Below are 17,374 nucleotides of genomic sequence, written 5' to 3' on the forward strand. Positions count from 1 at the left end.
GCTCCTAACTAGGCTATCGACCATTATTTTCCCACTGGAAATTGCTGATCAGAAGTTCGGTCCGCGCGCCGCGCGCATCATTGGCCCTGCTGATAGAATATGTGGTCTCGACAGGTGTGATCCGGAACATGGAGAACATCTCGCGGATTTCGGTTACGTCATTGATGGATAGAATAAACTGTCCTCGAATTCCCTTCAGCTGTGTGGCAAGACGTTCAAAGTCAGCGCGTTCAAACAGTGCTTTGCCATAGTCATTCTCGCAGCCCCAGTAGGGCGGGTCGAGGTAGAAGAACGCACCTTTCCGGTCTATCCGCCGGATGAACTCGGCATAGTCCATGCAGGTAACAGTGACGCCAGACAGGCGGCTAAATATAGCCGGACGCAGTTTTTGGGGCACAGGGACACGACAATGGAGACAACTTGACGAAGCTTTTGGAAGAGTTGGCCACCTTCCGGACTTTCGCTGCGGTCGCAAACTCAATCTCTCAAGCTATAGTTGCTAATGAAACCACATGCTGTGAAATTCTCTTAGCAGCCCCAATGCGGACATTCAGAGATGCTAACCGCTCCTTATTGTTGTCTACGGAAACTGCTCTTTGAGTTGGTCATCAGCCTCCCCGAGGGCGGATAGCATGGGGTCGAATCCAGCTTAGTATGGAACAGGGCGGTAAGGACTTTTCTCCCGTGATGAATGTGCGAGACGGGGGCAACTGCTACCACCGTGAAGCCCCCGTCCCTACCCAACGCTGCCTAGTCAGCCTTCGGAGAGCTTGCGCGCTTGCTTTTGATTCAACTCTACTTTCGGACCATCTGGCCCAAAAGATGCAGAAGCCGTAAAGCCCAAGAGCGCTTTGAGAGCCTGAACACTCTCATCGTTCTGCGTCTGCGGCCCTGAATCACTGAAGAGGCCTCTGGTAACACCCTCGATCCAGCGATTTGGAACTACGCTGTCGTGCTCTTCTTTCATCTCTAGGACCGTTTCAATGACCCAGCTTGCTCGCACGAGATCATGATTGAATTGGTCTAACGCCCGTGCTGCGGCAATTTCGCCATCATAGAAGGATTTCAGCCACGAAGCTGCGTAAGCAAATGAACCGATACCGATAAGAGAGGAAAAAACACTCCGGATAATCAAATACCAGTTCGTGGTGCCAAGTGCATCTTTAACAGTCTGCGAAACCATTTCGGTGCTCGCGCCCTCGGGTAACCTGTCGACAATACTTTGGGCCAACGCCTCATCCGCACCAAGTTGCGCAAGGCTGTGATACGTGATGCCAAAAGAGATGAGTCCAAGTAAAATCGCGGCACAAAAAACCGCCCAACGAGCAAGGGATGCGCCTTTGGGGGCCATATCACGCCGCTTTTTCAACGCCTCAGCATTCGTAATATCCTGCATTATCCGCCGGCGTTCAGACCGATACGACTGCAATTGGAGTTTTTCACGCTCCGCCGCTAGTTCGTCTATCTCTTTTTTATGCGCTTCTTGCCTGGCGAGCTCTCTTTCGTCGGCCTCACGCTCTAATTCATCCCGCCTATCGATGCTCTTTTGCAAAGACTGATCTAAGTTAGACAACATTTGTCTTTGCGTGGTGCTGATGCCGCGAATGAGTTCTTCCAGAACTCTACCTTCAGCGAGATCTTTGGGAAGCGGCGCCTCAACGCTCACAGAAGTTACCAGCCCAATGACATTAGCAACCATATCTTTGTGTTCATCCCAGAACTTCTGGTCACCACCACCGAAGGACAAGTCAAACTCATCGAAAAGAGCAGATGGTTCAGTTTGATTGTTCGCGGTTCTGATATTCCGGCGAAAAACTACAACCACTTGCCTTTGGTTGCCTAGATCGACATTTAGGTTCGCATCGTGAAAAGCGTGCCTCCCCGTCAGGTCGCTCATCGCGGAAGCTTCTTTGAGGCTATAAGGGAAGTTCTGCAGCAAGACGAAATTCACTCTTGGCGCATGATCAGGAAACAGATCAACAAGCTCAGCAAACAACTTAACCAGTGTGGCGTCGTCGATTTTGTAAACTCGCCGGGTTTTACTCATTTCAGGCTCCTTATTGTGAACTATGCTGGGGGTTCAAATAGCGTCATCGACTTTTTCTCGAAATTGAACTCGCACATACCCGGATCAATCGGGAAGCCCATTTCGTCCTCTAGGCGCACTCGGATCAGATACTCAGAGTCATTCACTTTGTGCCATTGCGCCTCATAGAGCAGAGGAGCATGCAGCCCTGCGTTCCTCCACAGAATCTTGCACTCTGTTCCATACCAACGCTGAGGGTCAGAAGACGCGAAGTATACCCAGCCACCAAGTCCAACAACCACAACTAAAGTCGATATTTTCCAAAATTTCGACAAACTGAGTTACTCCTTATTGTGAACTCAGAGTCCAAACTCTGGAGTTCTGCCTAGCCTCACCCTTGAGGTGGACAGCATATATCGCGCAACCAAAGATCGCGCAAAAAATCAGCAGGTTTACAGCCAAGGTCCTGACAACACCACGGCGGTAGTTTCGCCCCTTCCACGTGCCCCTGAACTCATCCGGCTTGCGGGCCCTAGGATTGGTATGTTCGAAACTTTTTGCCACGGATGCTCCTTATTGTGAGCTTTAATCAGCGCCCTGACTTCGGGCCTCAAGCGCATTGAACACGTCACTGGAGTGCACCCCAGCCTCGTTTGCAGTGAATTCCGCAAGCATTAGCAGGCTCTTGTCCGGCATACGGCTTTCAACGTTTGCCCAAACCTTCAAGATGCGCTTTTGCTCTTCCGTCAATTTCGCCCCTCCCGGCGTTGACGATTCATCGAGGATTTCCGAAGCGCCAACACAAAAACCTTCACCCAGGTCCAAATCTTCTTGGTGTTCTGCTTTCGAGGTAAGGTGGATAGTCGGCAACCGGCCGGTCTGAACCGCAATGTAGGCAGCAATGGCCTCATTCATAGTGTCACGCAAATCCACCGTCGTTGCGCCATAACTCAATTCGTCACTAGCCCATTTCTGACCGGCCTTCATCGCTTTGTTGTAGCGATCAACACGCATTGGATCGTCTAAATTCATGGATCAATCGCTCCTTATTGCGACCTCGTTGACGGATGTCGTACAGCTCTGAAAATCAGACGTTTTTAGCGGGCCAGCATGCCACGACTGACAACGATTTGATAAGCGCGAAAGGCAGTCCAGACCACGCAAGTTGCCAGAACCACAAGAAGCTCACCGCCGTTTGCGCCAAACAAATGGGCAATTGCAGGCGAAAAGAAGAGTGCTAGCAGGCACAGGTTCGATATTGTGCGGTGACTACCTAGCTTAGGATTTTTCATCGAAACACCCTCCTCCGTCCATCGCCAAGAATATTCCGATGAAAATGCTAAGACCCATCGAAACCTCAAATGAAACAGGCAGCTCCGGCGCAAAAGCATAGCTTGAATACCAGCCAGCCAGGCCGCCAACAGCAAATCTAATAAAGCACAACATATCGGTCTAATTCTCCCTATTGTGAATTCTTTTCGATTTTTTCGAAGAACAGCCAAAGGATGATCATTGAACCGAACGGCGACCAACAAAGTGATATGATCCACCACGGCCACGGACTATGGCCCCGATCTTTGGCCATCTCTCCGACAATCCAGAACACCCACCCGATAAAGAAGATAAGCAGGCAGACAATGGCCAGCGCCCCTATTCCTCCATGTCACCCGCTCCTATTTGCCGATCTACAGTTCCAAATCTAGCATTCACTCCTCGACGATATACGTTCTCCTGTTAAGCGTCTCTGCCGCCGTCACAGGAAGCTTTGGTTCAAAGTGCTGAAGTGGATAAACGATTGTCGTGTAAGTATGCGTGTTACCCACATGTGGAAGCAAAGGGCTTATCTCACCACGATAAAGATAAAGGTTTGTCACCAACAGGCCCGATACTGCCTCAAGGACATTTCCAAGGTTTGCTTTCTCAAAGCTTGAGTCCCTTGAATGCTTTACCTTGTTGTTGCCGGTCCACCATTCGGGTGTCTTGCCATCCGACCAAGCCTTAAACGGCGTAAACACGTGCCCAAAGGGCTCACATCGAATCTCGACCTTCGGAAAACTTGGGAATGAGGTGAGGATCAAGCGCCTATAAGTAGTCTCAGACTTTGCGTTGTGGTGACCAAGGTCTCGGCAAACTGCTTTGAGGACGACGTCACATTCCTGCGTCGCGATCATGAGCAATCGCGCAAGTTCTATAGAGTATGTGGAGAAATTTTCCTTAGATGGTTCAATAAAGCGAAAAAGCTCGTGAACATCGTCGTCAAGCGCCTTCAAATACCGCCAGTTATCCAACATCTTGTTAAGCCTCTTTGCTCCCTATTGTTGACTCTCTTCCGCTTCCCTATAGGCAGCGATGATACCCTCGAAACGCTCAATGTCAGACTTAAGACGCTGGATTCTCTCTGCGGTGACCTCTCGCTTGGGTTCGCCACCCTCCCTCTCATAGGCCCGAACGCCCTCGTCTTCATATCGCTTTAGATCGGCTGTCCAAAACGCGATTTGCTCCAATAGGGCCGCTCTTTGAGCACTAAAATCTCTCACCAACATTCTCCTGATTGTTGAACTTCAATTGCATCGCTTGAAAGCTGTAGCTGATGCCAAGCCCGTCGATATGGCTCCATCCAGCCCAGTGGAAAGAGATTGGGCTTGGGATCAAATGCATAGTGAAAGTCCGGTACAATGCGACGCATTGCACCATCTTTTCGAATGTGACCACCACGTCCCGGATTACTAAGCCACGCCGCATGTGAAACAGTTACGACTTCAGCGACCTTGGAACTAGGTAGCAAGTAAACTTCGGGTGCATCAGATGGCGATCTGCCAAAATCAACAAAGGCGTAGAACAAGCGGTCCTCGATGATTTTTTCATGTTTGGCACTCATGTGCCACCCGCCGTCTTTGCCCGAGTTTTGTCGAGTTTTCACCTGAATACCGCAAAAGTGCTTGCCGTCCGTATCTGCAACAACAACGTCCATGTTCGGAGCGCCTTGCGGGGCGAGCGCAGCGATAAATCCACGTCTCAGCAGTTCAGAGAGCACGAAGTGTTCACCGGCCGCACCAGTTAGCGACGTCTTTGAAATCATGGGTGCTCCTTATTGTGAAGAAATGGAAATGGCCAAATGACTGCACCCCCAAGCAAACATAGCCAACGAAATCAAAACCAACAGAATAGCCCCATACATAGCTATATTGGCGGCATTATTGCTATCTCGCTCACCTTCGTTCTTCTGATCGACATACCGGGTAGAAAGGAATGCCACCAACCAAGTGATCGCACCTACAACGACACCCGCAACGAAGAAAAGGATTCCCCGTGATATGTCAGAGACATCCATAAACCCGTGAAGTCCATCGAGTTGACTCATCACAGCAACGGCTGCACCGCTGTTCAGCAAGACAGCAGCTTTAATAGCACCCTGCCCATACTCCTGTGATATTAGTCGGTAGTCTGCTTTTTCGGCCATTGCTTATGGTCCTTATTTTGGCTTCCGTGCGCCCGATCCAGTCGCTTTTATGACTTGATCGCGCACCCATTTGACCGCGATCATTTGGTTTCTAATGACATGAGGACCTTTATTTTTTCGAGATACGCTTCACGATTAGATTTCGAATAGGTCGGATTTGAGCCATCTTCATAGAAATAAATCCTGCTCCCCTCCCCACTATCTACATCAAGCTTTTTCAGCGTCGCGGGCCCCAGCCCCTTCAAGAAGATCTTGTGGTTCGGATCATCCCAATCACGCCAATCATCAGAAACCACTCCGAGTGGCTTGTAGTCCCGGTTGAAGAAAGTCCAAGTTCCGTCTGAGTTTTTCTCCATACCATACGGCATCATTGACCTAAAAAATCCCGCTGATGACATCCGCTAACCTCCTTATTCTTTAGATGAATCAACTTCATAGCTAAGGCCCTTCGCGCCGTCACGCAACCAGCGACGAATGCTCTCAGCATTCTTCACAGGCTTTGCATCAGGGTCTGCTGCATTGGCTTCAGCCATCAACGCCGCTGCGGTCATGCCTTTGACCATAACACCGCCGGCAGAACGGCTGACCAGGTGAAATTCGCCCGCGTTATAGAGGCCCTGAATGTGTGCCTGCCGCTTGGGATGGTCCAAAAACCAATGCTTAGCGCCCCACTTCACGTCAGGATCTGCAGCCTTCCGCGCGGCCATCCCGGCCTTTGTCCGCTCAGAAATCATACCGCGTTCCAATTCTGCGATGGACGCAATGATGTGAAAGAAGAACCGGCCCATGGCTCTCGAGGTGTCCACGCCCTCGGTAACGCTGACCAGATCCGCACCTGCCTCCTCGATCCGCTCGACCACGGATATCATGTCCTTCACCGAGCGCCCCAGCCTGTCGAGCTTCCAGACAACCACCCTGTCGCCCGGGCGCAAAAGCTTCAGTATCTTCGCTAGCCTGCGATTGGACAACGTCTTGCCCGACGCCTTCTCTTCCAGAATGCGCTTTCGGGGCACGCCGTAACGGGTCAATGCCTCGATCTGCAGGGTCAAATCCTGATCCTCGGTCGAGACCCGTGCATAGCCAATGAGAAATCGATCGTCCATGCGGACAATGCATGGCCGGATTCGATCTCAAGAGTCGAGTCATTGTGAACTTTTGTATTTCTATCTACGGCGTTTCCAATAATTCATTGTGCATCTTATTGTGAACTTTTTCTTGCAGACAAGTCAATCTCAAAGTAGAGTTTCATTAGTGACTTTTAGAGTTCGCAAAAGGGAACCACCGGACATGGACATGTTTGACCACTTGCGTCGCCAAGCCGCATTCAGCCGCGCCACATTCGGACCCGGTTCGCGCACAAAAGGCGTGACCGACCACATTAAAAAAGAGCTAAAGGAAGTGGCAGACGCGAAGTCTTCAGCTGAGCGCAGCAAGGAATGGGTGGACGTCGCAATTCTTGGCCTCGACGGCTTGCTCCGGTCATGCCGTGAACAGCTTTCTGGGATCGGTGTGGGCGAGCCTACCAACGGCGAAGTCGCGAATATGGCCTGCCGCTTGATCCAAGAAAAGCAGGATCAGAACGAGATTCGAGATTGGCCCGACTGGCGTACCGCGCCTGTCGACAAAGCCATCGAACACAGCCGCACATAAAGGAACGCAGACATGGGCGACAAGACCAAAGGGACCCGACCGCATGGTATGGGAACACTATTATTGCTTCAAACAAGCTATTTTTCGTATGTTAGACTTGCGAAGTACTAAGAAATATTTCAACCGCCTTGCTCAAGCATTCTTTGAGTCTGTTGTGGGACCTTCGAAACAGCGAGGGGTGGCAAATGCAAAAACATGTTTGGTTTTGGCTTGGAGCAATATCTGCACTGATAATTGGCGTCTCAGTAGCAATCGCTGCGTGGTCAGTTGCAACGGAGCGCGCCTTGAGTTTAGTTGCAATGGCCTTCGGTGGAATGCTAGCGCTCACGCTGTTGCTTTTTTTGGGGTTTGCACTTAGGAAGTTTGTCCTCAAACGCTTCCTCGGAGTTGCCGAGGCGACAATTACGGAAGTTTCAAACGGTGCCATAGAAGTTTTTGATGCCGTCGTTTCAGGGGACCGTAGCCGAGCAAAAAAATCGGCCACAGAACTGGCGAGCTTTGTGATCGGTTGGTGGACTTGGAACAATTTCTACAGATGGGTAATAGGCACTAATGTTGCGCTCTTGATAGCGTTCGGAGGGTTTGCAGGTACGGTGCTTCTGTTTGAGCAAAACAAGAGACTCCGAGAGCAAACAAACGAGTTGATAGAACAAAGAAAGCAACTTCAGACCCAAAATGAGAGGTTTGCGTTTCAAAACGAACTAATAAGCGTCACAATGGTGTCTGAGCTCAGGGAACGTTTGCGGAACACAGACCGGATCGTAGCCTCCGCGGATCTAAATTGGTTCTACGAACTCCCTAAACTGGTTCAGGGTTGCGAGTTGACCTTCTCGGACAATGAATTGCGAGAGGAGACTAATCCTTCATCGGTAGCAGCGATCTCAAAACTCGCAGATTCCCAGCTTATCGGAGACAAAATTGTGTCTGCCCTCGAGATCTTGTTAGAGGATAAGGACCATACAGTAAGGCTCGGGGCTCTCATTACATTGGATAAGGTGGGTCGAGTGCCCGAAAATCTTTCAATCAGTTTTGCCGAAGTAAATTTGAGTTTTCTCCAATTGACTTCCACAATTTCGATAGAATTCATTGGTAGTGTTGTAAAAAACTTTGACTGTACAAGTTGCCAAGTGAGTTCAATAGGGTCGTTGGTAATAATAAGGAACGCCCTAAACGTATCTAGTGCATGGAACTCGATCATCGACACGACAGGCCGACAGGCTCCTGCCCCGGTGCTTCCTCGAGCAATTGATAAAGTAGAACCAATCCAGTTGCAGGGAAGCGGTGATAGCTTGTTGACGGGGAAATTCATTGCTTATGACCGCGAGTTCGGTGACACAAGCTTTACCCAACTCAATGGGGAAATTGTGGATTATGGCGGTTACGGCGAGATAACCGGGAGAGTGCCATTCTGCACAGAGATAGAACCTTTCTTTGACGGTGGTCTTTTCAAGCTTACTTCACAATAACACAGTCGGTAGGGTTGTAGACGTATGTTAGCGTCGAGCCGGTCATAAGTTCGACAAAAGGGACCGGCGCTGATGTTCGACATCACGGAACAGGATGAGCCAGAACTACCGACCGGCATGGGGTGCGAGCTGTGTGGCCCCGATTCCAACTGCCCGCCCTGCACCTGCGACCACTGCCGTGCCCGACGTACTGGCGCGCAGAACGCGGCAATCGATACCGGGATTGCACTCGGACGCTACGACGACTGTCTGGCCCGGCAGCTTTTCAATAAATCAACATAAGGGAACGCAATTCCGGCAGCCGTAGCTTTAATGTCTGCTTTGTTTTGATCTGTGGGAAATAGTAATTGTTTCGTTTGGTCGGTGCATGCGCAGCATGAAAAAAAGAGCAATGACCGGTATGGGCTCATTCGATCTGTTGGGGCATGTCGCAGAGAACGGCAGCAGCGAGCCCAGATTGCATTTCTTCCGCATTGCCGCGAATGTCTACTTATGAAAAAGCCGACCAAAAGTGACCTCTTTCAAAGAGCCAAACAGGAGTTGCTCAGGCGGATTCAGTCGCCAGCGGTGTCCTCTGATCGCCTTTCCCAAAACGGAGCGTCGACTGACCCGGTCGAATTTGCTTTGAGTGCAATTAGGCGTTGTGCTGAAACAAAGGCTGCTAGAATGGTCATCTCCGGGAAGTCCAGAAGGCTTTTGCCGGAAATTAGCCAACTTGATGGCCATCTGCGCGAGCTAGAAATTTCCCATACTGAAATCACAGATTTGTCTCCACTGGGTGGGTTGCCCAGCCTCGAAAGCTTGAAAATCAATGCGTCAGAGATTGCGGATTTTTCGGTGCTGGCTTCGTTGAAAAAACTTCAGAGGCTAGAGCTAAGCCACTCCGGCGAAATACATGTCAAAGTTCCCGATTTGCCGGAACTTATCGAAATCAAAATACTCAATACCCATGGCAATATCACTCTTGGTAACTTACCGAAGCTTGAGAAAGCAGAGTTTCAGGTGCTTGCAGACCTTGCTGAAGTCACGAAGCAACCCGAGCTGGTGGAGCTTAAATTCCAGAAAGTCGGAAACCTATCTCTCGACGCTTTGACGAGATCAAAAAGCCTACGGCAAATTGATGCTAGGTTACATGGCGCAATGGATTTGCATCCCTTGGCTTCTCATACTGGCCTGAAGAAGCTCAAGTTGACTGCGCCAGAAGTCACAGATATTTCGCCAATTTCTGAGCTTTCTGGTTTGGAAGCCTTAGAGCTGAACGATTTCAAGGTATCAGATGCTCGCCCGCTAAAAAACTTAACTCAAATGCGTTCTCTCGCACTACGGTTCAAGGTCGCTTTGGCTGATCTATCTTTTCTTTCAGATATGAAAGAACTAACGCACTTGGTGTTCTGCCCGTCCGCCAACTCCGATTTGCGTCCTCTGACAGAGTTGCCACATTTGCAAGATGCCGCACTTGTTCAGATCTCAGCGCGAACCGACCTTTCGCCTTTGTCGTTTTGTAGGGAGCTACGTCGTCTGGTTATCTCAACAGACAAGAACGCATATGGTCCACTCTTAAGACCACTGCCTTCGCCTCCAAGTCTCGAAATACTATCGTTGTTTGGGGGCGCCTTTGAAAATTTAGACGGGCTAGAAAACTGCAGCAGACTAATCACGCTTACATGCAGCAGCACAAATATTGTGAGCCTTCACCCATTGATTGGTATGGAGAACCTTACGCGATTGGACGTGGCTGGCAGCCGTGTCAGTGATTTATCGGTTCTTGCGACATTGCCCTGTTTCGTTGGTGAAAATTCGGACATCGGCCTCGCACTACGCAATACACCAGCGGTCGAGCGCTATCCTGAATTAGCCCAGTTGGTCAGTCGGGAGACGGGACGTGATGGGCTACAGGCACAGCACGATACCGCGATCAAGGCCGTGCGCATTTTGGCTCGCGAAACCAGACATTGATTGCAGTGCAACCAACGGCGGCTTAGTCCGCCATTCTGCCATCTGACACTGGGATTTGAACGTCCGGAATGTGCGACTTGCGACTTGCTGCACGAGCGAAGCCTCAAAGTGCGATGAAGGTCTGGTAAGGGCTCATTCTACCAATTCAGGCTTGTCGCGGAGAATTGGCAGATGTTCGGCGTGGTCGGTGCGCTGCTCCGGAATTGCCTGTTTGCTGACGCTCCAGTCCTCACAACGACCAGACCCACCCCCTCAGAACACCATTTTGAGGCCTGCATTTGCACTCAGAGCGCTGGTATCACCGGCGTTGCTGAGCCCGGTGGCATAAGAGGCTTCGCCAAAGAGATCCACGCGGTCCGTCAGGGCATAGTTGCCGCCAAAGCCGACCCCAACGGCCCAGGGCTCACTCTCGGTCGTCAGGGTCGCCCCCGCAACAGTCACCTCACTGCCCGCGCCAAACTCATGGAACAGGTTCACGATGCCATAAAGCCGCCGCGTCTCCTGTGCCTCCTGCGCACCAAACTCAAGCCCAAGCCGCAGCTGCTGGCTGGACGCATCCTCAAGCGTCACCCGCTCCCCGTAACGCTCACCCTCAAAGTCATCAAACGCAACAGAGGACAGGCTCAGCTGCGCCTGCGGGATCACCGTCAGCCGGGCGCCCAGGTCAAGCTGCTGTCCCGCCTCCACCGACAGCGCATAGCCGGTGCCGCCGTTGCCGTCCGCCAGGGTTCCAATCCTGTCGGCGTCCAGATCGCTCGTGTAGGAGGCAAACGTGAACTGCCCGTCCACATAAAACCGGCGCGTGTCATACCACGTGGCCGTCACCCCAAGGCCAAAGCCACTGGTGTCAATCGAACCATCCCCAAACTCAGAGGTGACCGAGGCACTGCCCGTGGCGTAGGAGAACTGCAGCCCGCCCACAAGCAGCCCTGCCCCGCTCTCGCTCAGGACAACATCCCCACCGATCTCCAGCTCCCAGAGACTGCTGTCGAGCGCGGCCCCTGTTGTGCTGTGCTCTGCCGCCAGCGTGACCTGTTCTGTCCCCATCCGGAACCACAGCGGCGAGCCTGCGGTTTGAGTGGCGGGTCCCCCATCCCAGGCCAGGCTCCGGAAGTCTTCCGAGCTGCCCCGTTTGCGCAGGGACGCGGGGCCATTCAGGGCCAGCAGCGACTGGCCATAGCTGTCATAGATCGGCGCAGACGGTTGATAGACCGCCTCCCCTGCCTCTGACCGCGCGCTCAACGCCCAGCCGCGGCCTGTCTCGGCCAGCCTATAGAGGTAGGCACCTGCGATAACCGCCTGTTCCCCATCCGAAGTGACATGGTTGCCGTCCATAAGGGTGAAGGTTCCGTCAGACTGCCCGCCCACAGAGACCACGTCGATCTCAAGCTCTGTCACCTCTGCGCCGGAGCTGTCCACGCCGGCCAGCGACAGCATCGTCTGGCCTGACGTATCGCCGGTGATCACGAGCCTGTCGGAGCCAGGACCACCGCTGTCCAAAATCGTATCCAGCGCAACAACGCTGCTTCCCGAGCCGGTGTAATCCCCCTCGATGGTGATCACATCATCCGTAGCCCCGTCCTGCACGTTCAGGACAAGGGTCCCCCTGTTGGTCACATCCCCTGCGATGGTGATCCCCCCTCCCCCGCCAGAGGCACTGGCCACTTTATCTGCAATCGTCGCCCAGGTGGGCGTGCCCCCGCCAGTCGCGCTGAATACAGCCCCGGCCTCAATGGACAAACCCATATTCAGCCTGTCCAACCCGTCCAGGCTCAGTTCCGTGTCGTTCAGCGTGAGATGTTCCCAGTTTCTAACGTTCTTCATTGTGGTCATGGTCTGGCCATGCAGCGTCAGGTGATCGCTACCCCTACCGCCGTCCAGAATGTAGGAACTGTCATACTCGGTGGTGGCGGAAATCGTGACGGCATCATCGCCGTCACCGGCATCAAGATTCCCGGTGAAACTGCCGCCTGTCAGGTCCAGCGTATCGTTACCCGCCCCAAGACGAATATCCCCAGCGATGGTTCCTTCCGAATTGATGACTGCATCGCCACCCCTGTCCTGTATCGCAATACCAGAGCCCCCCGCCATCACCCTGCCGGTGCTGGCGATATCAATCGTCCCCCCGGCGCTGGAGATCGTGTGGATCGCGGTGCCGTTGTTGCCAGCGCCGCCGGTCACAGACCCGGCTACGTCCACGTCAAAGCCTGTTGCACCCTCAGCGCGGATCCCGTCTGCATCCGCTCCGTAAACCCTGACAGTGGCCTCCTCACCCAGGTCGACAACAGCCAGCCCGCCGCCGTAAGCTCCCGCCAAAAGCCCATAAGCACCTTTCCCCGCCGTGGTGACTGTGCCGCCCTCCAGCTGCACCGTCGCACTGCCAAGGCCCCTGTTGTCTGCCCAAAGCGCATGGGAATACTCACCGATCGTCTCGACATCCCCCTTGGTCATACGCACCGTCGCTGTGGCTTCACTCCCCGCCTCGTGGACATACGCCAGAAGCCCGTAAGCGTCTTCCCCAAGCGTGGTGACTCTTCCGCCACTCATTTGCGCAAGCGCCCCGCCGAAGCGACCCTCGGTCCACGCAAAAAGCCCATAAGTATCGTCAGCGATCGTATTGATATTGCTTTCGTTCATGTGTGCGGTTGATGTGGCCGTACTCGCAGTGTTGGCAATCTCCGCCCAAAGCCCGTGAGCTTCTCTCCCGAGTGTGGTAATTGAGCTGCGATCTATCGCAGCAAGCGTATCGCCAAGGCCATCAGTCTTCGCCAGAAGCCCGTAGGCCTTCCTATCCACCGTCTTGATCTTCGCATCACCAGTCGCGCTCGCCGTAGCCCGAGCTTCACTATTCTGGTTGGTGATTTCGGCATACAACGCACGCGCATGCAACTTACCAGTGGTGACGCTGCCGCCGTCCATTTGCACCGTTGCAGCGCCAAGGCCCCTGTTGATCGCATACAGCCCATGGGACCAAATACCGCCAGTATGGATCTCCCCATCGGTCATGCTTGCCGTCGCGTTGGCCGTACTCTCAGCATGTTTGACCTCCGCCTTGACACCGTAAGCGTCACCCCCACTTGTGGCGATTTTGCCGCCATCCTCTATTTGCCCGATCGCATTGCCAAAGCCCTCATGACTCACCAACAGCCCATGCCCGTGCCGCTTGCTGGTATTAATCTCTCCACCGGTCATGACCGCTTTCGCGTCGGCTTCATTCCTGGCAGCCTCGTCGGGGTCTGAATTGTTGATCTGCGCCCAAAGGCCGTAAGCATTTACCTCAGCTGTGGTGATTCTGCCGCCATCCATTTGGACGGTTACACTGCCGCGACCCCGGGTAGTCCCCCAAAGCGCGCGATTTGCCTCCCCAGACGTAGACACCTCGCCGTCCTTCAGGTGTATGAAGATTTCACCTTCACTTCCCGCCGCACCCTCCACCTTCACCCCGGAACCGCCCACCGTCATGTCTGGGTCATCAAGGATCAGTGTGACCCCATCTGATTCACTATAGTTGATACCATTAGCGGTGATATCGCTAGCGTCACATGTGACAGTGTCTTGGCCAACCTCGTCCGTCCCACACTCATTGGCGGCCTGTGCTGCGCTGCCGGTGAACAGCACTGCAGCCGTCGCCACAACGCAAAGCCCTGGCGCAATGCTCGCCACATGGCCCTTGAACTTGGTCAAACGACCAGCCCGAACCGAGACGTGGGGAGAGCGAAGAGCGGGCTTGGGGCCTAAGCACTGGTTTGTCATTCTGAAATACTCCTGTGAGGGTCATCGCCAACGTGTTTGAACACGATCGGGAAAAGATACCGCCCTGCCCGTCAGGCGGTCAGTGGGTTGGCATAAATGCGGGCATAGTTATGGACATCGGCCGGAGGCGAACCACAGTTGGCGGTCGACCGTGTTGCTTTCGCGCCGTCCGTTCTTCTGATCGGGGTAAAATGTGCGGGGTGGTTGCAGCTGATCTCGCACCGATGATCGCCATCACGGCGGCCGAGGACAACCGCGTAAAGCCATCCAATCCGGAAGCCCTGATCAGATCGCCAATTGATCCATGCGCGATGGCCGACTTGCGGCCGGAAGTCAGGCTGTCAGGATGATGTAACTGGTCAGTGCTGTTGTCTGCGCCATAGCGCACGGTTCTCGCAACCGATGAACCGATGAACCGATGAACCGATGAACCGATGAACCGATGAACCGATGAACCGATGAACCGATGAACCGATGATACATCTGGCTCACCCGGATCGCAAGTAATATGCTGAATTTATTGCAGATATTAGCGACTTTCAACCGAACAGCCGCGAAGCAATCAGCTCGTTCTGTACCCAACACAAGAATCCGTTGGCTGTATTGGGGAAATTCCAAAATCCTAAGGCGTCGCTCCAGCCTCAGCCAAAAGCGAGCTACCGTCAGAGACCGGCAGAGCGCAGCTTCCGCGCCGTCCGCCCTGATCGTGGTAAAATGCGAAGAGATCACACCAGACCACACACCGCTTGCAGCCATAGGACGCGTAACAGAGATCGGGAAGTAAGTTAATCCGCGCGTGATGGCCGGTTTGCGGCCGGGTGTCAGACTGTAGGAATGTTTTAACCGGTGGGTGCTACTGCCTACGCCAAGGCGCAGCGGCGGAATTTGAGCCGATGAGCCGATGAGCCGATGAGCCGATGAGCCGATGAGCCGATGAGCCGATGAGCCGATGAGCCGATGAGCCGATGAGCCGATGATACGTCAGACCCACTCGGCTTGCAAGTAACAGGCTGAATTTATTGCGTATATTGGCGATTTTTGGCCGGGCCCACAGAGGGCAATCAGTTCGTTCCATGCGCAAAAATAGAACCAGCTTGCTGCATTAGGGAAATTCCAAAAAGCTATATTTGAATAGGTATCCGCTATCGTGAGATCTGCCTTTTTGAGTTCCTTTGGAAAAGTTTCTCGATCCTCTTCCGGGATCACAAATTCCAAAGGCCCTCTTTCACTCTTAGGTGGGATGGTTCGGCTGGGAAACATCCCGAGACAGAGGCACAACGGCAGGTTATTTCCCGTCAGAACACTACGTTTGACGGAGGTTGCGACGTTTGATGATGGAACTGACTAGTCACTTTTTTCACGACCAAGCCATAGTCAGGGCCTATTAAAAAATAGCGCCTCAACACTTCTACCTCGTCTTACGATCTGAGCATTGTCACTAAACATTATCACACTGCCAAGAAATGCCAGGAGCCCGGAAGACCAGATGCTTACGATCACGACGCGACAAATACGGGAACAAAGCAGCGACAGGACGTTTGTTGGGCATGTCATCAGAATCCCCTTCGATAATGCAACGGGTGCGAGCGTCTACCACCTTGGAATAACACTTGAAGATGGAACGCCGGTTGGCTTGTTAACATCAGCAACAGGGGATGTGTTACGTAAATGGAAACGCTTGGGTGCGATCGAGAAATTCCTTGATGCAATGTCCGAACGCTTAATCAGCATCACACTTTATCCCGAGACCTGTCCAGAACCGGCAGTCGTCAACATGCTGATCAATCAGTATGGCCTGAAAAGAGAATCAAATCGGCAACGATCGAAAACGAACGCATACGTCTTCTAGCTGCTCTGCAATAGACGAAAGCCGTTGTCTGGATTGGGCTCAATGACTGCATTAGTTCACAATGAGGAGGATGAGGCCATGCTTGATTACTTCGATTTTCAGAATCAAGCGGTTCGAGAAGCATTGGCTTGGCGTGCGTCAAATCCGAAGTATTTCGAAAGCGGCTATTCCTACAGTAAACGTGGAAGTGCCTATGCCTTTATAATATTCTGCGCCAGAAGAGCTTTTGGGATTGACCGTCTCCCGGGATACGAAGACCGAGTGTTAGAACATTGGATCGCCGAGTGTCCCGAACCGACCGAGACTTTCTCTGATCAGATGTTTTCGGCAGGTGCCGAAGAACTGCTCCGCCTTTGGGATTTTACGCAAGCAAAGCTCACTAGCGACAGCGTGGTTCTTAAGAGAAACCTTCGCCTCGGCTACTCCCGCTTCACTTTGAACCAACCGCTGAGAGGGGGCGGGTACGCCGCTGGGATATGGCAGGACAAGGTCAAAGCCGTTCAAAAAGGTATGGACACAGTTTTGGTGGAAATGGACACACTAAACGGATTTACGGCTGATGGAAACAGAGCCTACGGAGACCTCCAGATCGAGCTGTCAATCCCAAAACAAGATATTCTTTACCTCAGCAATCACGTTCCCGAAGCTGAAACCGGTGAATATGTTGTTTTGAATAGGAGCGTTCGAGGGAAGACTTCGGTTCCTGTCAGCGGCATTAAAGCTCTGGTTGACGTTACCGACCCATAACCAACAGGTGGCGATTGCCGTCTGATCATTCGTCGCTCCTTCCACTTTTTACACCAAAGCAGGCGGACATTGGGTAACCATGGCCACAGAGCTACAACTCACCGTTGTCACAAAAGGCAATCACGCAGCGTTCTCAAGAGCTGGCTTGTGCCTGGCCAGTTCTTGAGTGAAACCCCGGATTTCGGGGCGTACAGGTTGGTGGGCATACCGAAGCGCAACTACGTGACGTTCAAAGTTGGCATCCTCAATGGTCAGTGAGGTAAATTCCTTGCTCCTTGGGATTGCCGTCTCGGGCAGGATCACAAACCCCCTCCCCAACCGCACCAACTCCAGAATCCAGTCAATCCGGTTGGAACGATATGTGAAATTCATGGTGTTTCCACGATCGGCGCAAAAACTAAACAAGGCTTCACGCAAATCACTCTCAACTCTGGCCAGCGCCTCGTTGCCCACCAACACATCCAAGT

The 17,374-nt window shown here is 52.8% G+C and carries 18 protein-coding genes; 6 read left to right on the top strand and 12 right to left on the bottom strand.

Features of this window, described 5'->3' with window-relative positions:
- Positions 1–13: 13 nt before the first annotated feature.
- The 9 genes from ACR0BU_RS18455 to ACR0BU_RS18495 form a co-directional block, all read right to left on the bottom strand.
- A complete protein-coding gene (locus tag ACR0BU_RS18455; protein WP_480738296.1) occupies positions 14–397 on the bottom strand; it encodes a DNA adenine methylase in 384 nt (127 codons plus the stop codon).
- Positions 398–754: 357 nt separating this feature from the next.
- Entirely contained in the window at positions 755–2,047 is a 1,293-nt protein-coding gene (locus ACR0BU_RS18460; protein WP_480738295.1) for a hypothetical protein, read from the bottom strand.
- A 564-nt stretch (positions 2,048–2,611) separates the two neighbouring features.
- A complete protein-coding gene (locus ACR0BU_RS18465; RefSeq protein ID WP_480738294.1) occupies positions 2,612–3,058 on the bottom strand; it encodes a hypothetical protein in 447 nt (148 codons plus the stop codon).
- 65 nt (positions 3,059–3,123) lie between these two features.
- The gene (locus ACR0BU_RS18470; protein ID WP_480738293.1) at positions 3,124–3,318 is read right to left on the bottom strand and encodes a hypothetical protein; all 195 of its coding nucleotides are present in this window, start codon (positions 3,316–3,318) and stop codon (positions 3,124–3,126) included.
- A 414-nt stretch (positions 3,319–3,732) separates the two neighbouring features.
- Complete coding sequence (locus tag ACR0BU_RS18475) at positions 3,733–4,317, bottom strand: hypothetical protein (RefSeq protein ID WP_480738292.1); 585 nt, start codon at positions 4,315–4,317, stop codon at positions 3,733–3,735.
- Positions 4,318–4,559: 242 nt separating this feature from the next.
- On the bottom strand, positions 4,560–4,997 hold the full coding sequence (locus tag ACR0BU_RS18480) for a hypothetical protein (protein WP_480738291.1): 438 nt from the start codon (positions 4,995–4,997) through the stop codon (positions 4,560–4,562).
- A 117-nt stretch (positions 4,998–5,114) separates the two neighbouring features.
- On the bottom strand, positions 5,115–5,486 hold the full coding sequence (locus ACR0BU_RS18485) for a hypothetical protein (RefSeq protein WP_480738290.1): 372 nt from the start codon (positions 5,484–5,486) through the stop codon (positions 5,115–5,117).
- Between the two features lie 80 nt (positions 5,487–5,566).
- The gene (locus ACR0BU_RS18490; RefSeq protein WP_480738289.1) at positions 5,567–5,884 is read right to left on the bottom strand and encodes a hypothetical protein; all 318 of its coding nucleotides are present in this window, start codon (positions 5,882–5,884) and stop codon (positions 5,567–5,569) included.
- A 12-nt stretch (positions 5,885–5,896) separates the two neighbouring features.
- Positions 5,897–6,589, bottom strand: a complete 693-nt coding sequence (locus ACR0BU_RS18495; protein WP_480738288.1) for a recombinase family protein — start codon at positions 6,587–6,589, stop codon at positions 5,897–5,899.
- A 190-nt stretch (positions 6,590–6,779) separates the two neighbouring features.
- Here ACR0BU_RS18495 and ACR0BU_RS18500 point away from each other — a divergent pair, with 190 nt between their 5' ends.
- From ACR0BU_RS18500 to ACR0BU_RS18515, 4 genes are all read left to right on the top strand, one after another.
- Positions 6,780–7,136, top strand: coding sequence for a dATP/dGTP pyrophosphohydrolase domain-containing protein (locus ACR0BU_RS18500; protein WP_480738287.1), 357 nt, complete (start codon positions 6,780–6,782; stop codon positions 7,134–7,136).
- Positions 7,137–7,321: 185 nt separating this feature from the next.
- Positions 7,322–8,602, top strand: coding sequence for a hypothetical protein (locus ACR0BU_RS18505; RefSeq protein ID WP_480738286.1), 1,281 nt, complete (start codon positions 7,322–7,324; stop codon positions 8,600–8,602).
- A 72-nt stretch (positions 8,603–8,674) separates the two neighbouring features.
- Positions 8,675–8,884 (top strand): hypothetical protein, encoded by a 210-nt coding sequence (locus ACR0BU_RS18510; protein ID WP_480738285.1) that lies wholly within the window; start codon positions 8,675–8,677, stop codon positions 8,882–8,884.
- A 210-nt stretch (positions 8,885–9,094) separates the two neighbouring features.
- Positions 9,095–10,558, top strand: a complete 1,464-nt coding sequence (locus tag ACR0BU_RS18515; RefSeq protein ID WP_480738284.1) for a leucine-rich repeat domain-containing protein — start codon at positions 9,095–9,097, stop codon at positions 10,556–10,558.
- A 252-nt stretch (positions 10,559–10,810) separates the two neighbouring features.
- On the opposite strand, the gene ACR0BU_RS18520 is transcribed toward ACR0BU_RS18515, so the two are convergent.
- Positions 10,811–14,311, bottom strand: coding sequence for an autotransporter family protein (locus ACR0BU_RS18520; RefSeq protein WP_480738283.1), 3,501 nt, complete (start codon positions 14,309–14,311; stop codon positions 10,811–10,813).
- A gap of 333 nt (positions 14,312–14,644) precedes the next feature.
- Positions 14,645–14,794, bottom strand: a complete 150-nt coding sequence (locus tag ACR0BU_RS18525) for a hypothetical protein (RefSeq protein ID WP_480755754.1) — start codon at positions 14,792–14,794, stop codon at positions 14,645–14,647.
- A gap of 1,003 nt (positions 14,795–15,797) precedes the next feature.
- Here ACR0BU_RS18525 and ACR0BU_RS18530 point away from each other — a divergent pair.
- The gene (locus ACR0BU_RS18530) at positions 15,798–16,160 is read left to right on the top strand and encodes a hypothetical protein (RefSeq protein WP_480738281.1); all 363 of its coding nucleotides are present in this window, start codon (positions 15,798–15,800) and stop codon (positions 16,158–16,160) included.
- A gap of 78 nt (positions 16,161–16,238) precedes the next feature.
- Entirely contained in the window at positions 16,239–16,907 is a 669-nt protein-coding gene (locus ACR0BU_RS18535) for a hypothetical protein (RefSeq protein ID WP_480738280.1), read from the top strand.
- Between the two features lie 120 nt (positions 16,908–17,027).
- Here ACR0BU_RS18535 and ACR0BU_RS18540 read toward each other — a convergent pair.
- On the bottom strand, positions 17,028–17,374 hold a 347-nt coding region (locus ACR0BU_RS18540), incomplete at its 5' end, for a LysR family transcriptional regulator substrate-binding protein (protein WP_480738279.1).

The organism is Ruegeria sp. CK2 (assembly GCF_056536585.1).

What these genes read in the sequence shown, in the direction of transcription:
- ACR0BU_RS18460 (WP_480738295.1), bottom strand. Translation starts at nt 2,047, where the DNA reads ATGAGTAAAACCCGGCGAGTTTACAAAATCGACGACGCCACACTGGTT.
- ACR0BU_RS18515 (WP_480738284.1), top strand. Translation starts at nt 9,095, where the DNA reads ATGAAAAAGCCGACCAAAAGTGACCTCTTTCAAAGAGCCAAACAGGAG.
- ACR0BU_RS18480 (WP_480738291.1), bottom strand. Translation starts at nt 4,997, where the DNA reads ATGGACGTTGTTGTTGCAGATACGGACGGCAAGCACTTTTGCGGTATT.
- ACR0BU_RS18495 (WP_480738288.1), bottom strand. Translation starts at nt 6,589, where the DNA reads ATGGACGATCGATTTCTCATTGGCTATGCACGGGTCTCGACCGAGGAT.
- ACR0BU_RS18465 (WP_480738294.1), bottom strand. Translation starts at nt 3,058, where the DNA reads ATGAATTTAGACGATCCAATGCGTGTTGATCGCTACAACAAAGCGATG.
- ACR0BU_RS18500 (WP_480738287.1), top strand. Translation starts at nt 6,780, where the DNA reads ATGTTTGACCACTTGCGTCGCCAAGCCGCATTCAGCCGCGCCACATTC.
- ACR0BU_RS18520 (WP_480738283.1), bottom strand. Translation starts at nt 14,311, where the DNA reads ATGACAAACCAGTGCTTAGGCCCCAAGCCCGCTCTTCGCTCTCCCCAC.
- ACR0BU_RS18490 (WP_480738289.1), bottom strand. Translation starts at nt 5,884, where the DNA reads ATGTCATCAGCGGGATTTTTTAGGTCAATGATGCCGTATGGTATGGAG.
- ACR0BU_RS18535 (WP_480738280.1), top strand. Translation starts at nt 16,239, where the DNA reads ATGCTTGATTACTTCGATTTTCAGAATCAAGCGGTTCGAGAAGCATTG.
- ACR0BU_RS18505 (WP_480738286.1), top strand. Translation starts at nt 7,322, where the DNA reads ATGCAAAAACATGTTTGGTTTTGGCTTGGAGCAATATCTGCACTGATA.
- ACR0BU_RS18475 (WP_480738292.1), bottom strand. Translation starts at nt 4,317, where the DNA reads ATGTTGGATAACTGGCGGTATTTGAAGGCGCTTGACGACGATGTTCAC.
- ACR0BU_RS18525 (WP_480755754.1), bottom strand. Translation starts at nt 14,794, where the DNA reads ATGTATCATCGGTTCATCGGTTCATCGGTTCATCGGTTCATCGGTTCA.
- ACR0BU_RS18530 (WP_480738281.1), top strand. Translation starts at nt 15,798, where the DNA reads ATGCTTACGATCACGACGCGACAAATACGGGAACAAAGCAGCGACAGG.
- ACR0BU_RS18510 (WP_480738285.1), top strand. Translation starts at nt 8,675, where the DNA reads ATGTTCGACATCACGGAACAGGATGAGCCAGAACTACCGACCGGCATG.
- ACR0BU_RS18470 (WP_480738293.1), bottom strand. Translation starts at nt 3,318, where the DNA reads ATGAAAAATCCTAAGCTAGGTAGTCACCGCACAATATCGAACCTGTGC.
- ACR0BU_RS18485 (WP_480738290.1), bottom strand. Translation starts at nt 5,486, where the DNA reads ATGGCCGAAAAAGCAGACTACCGACTAATATCACAGGAGTATGGGCAG.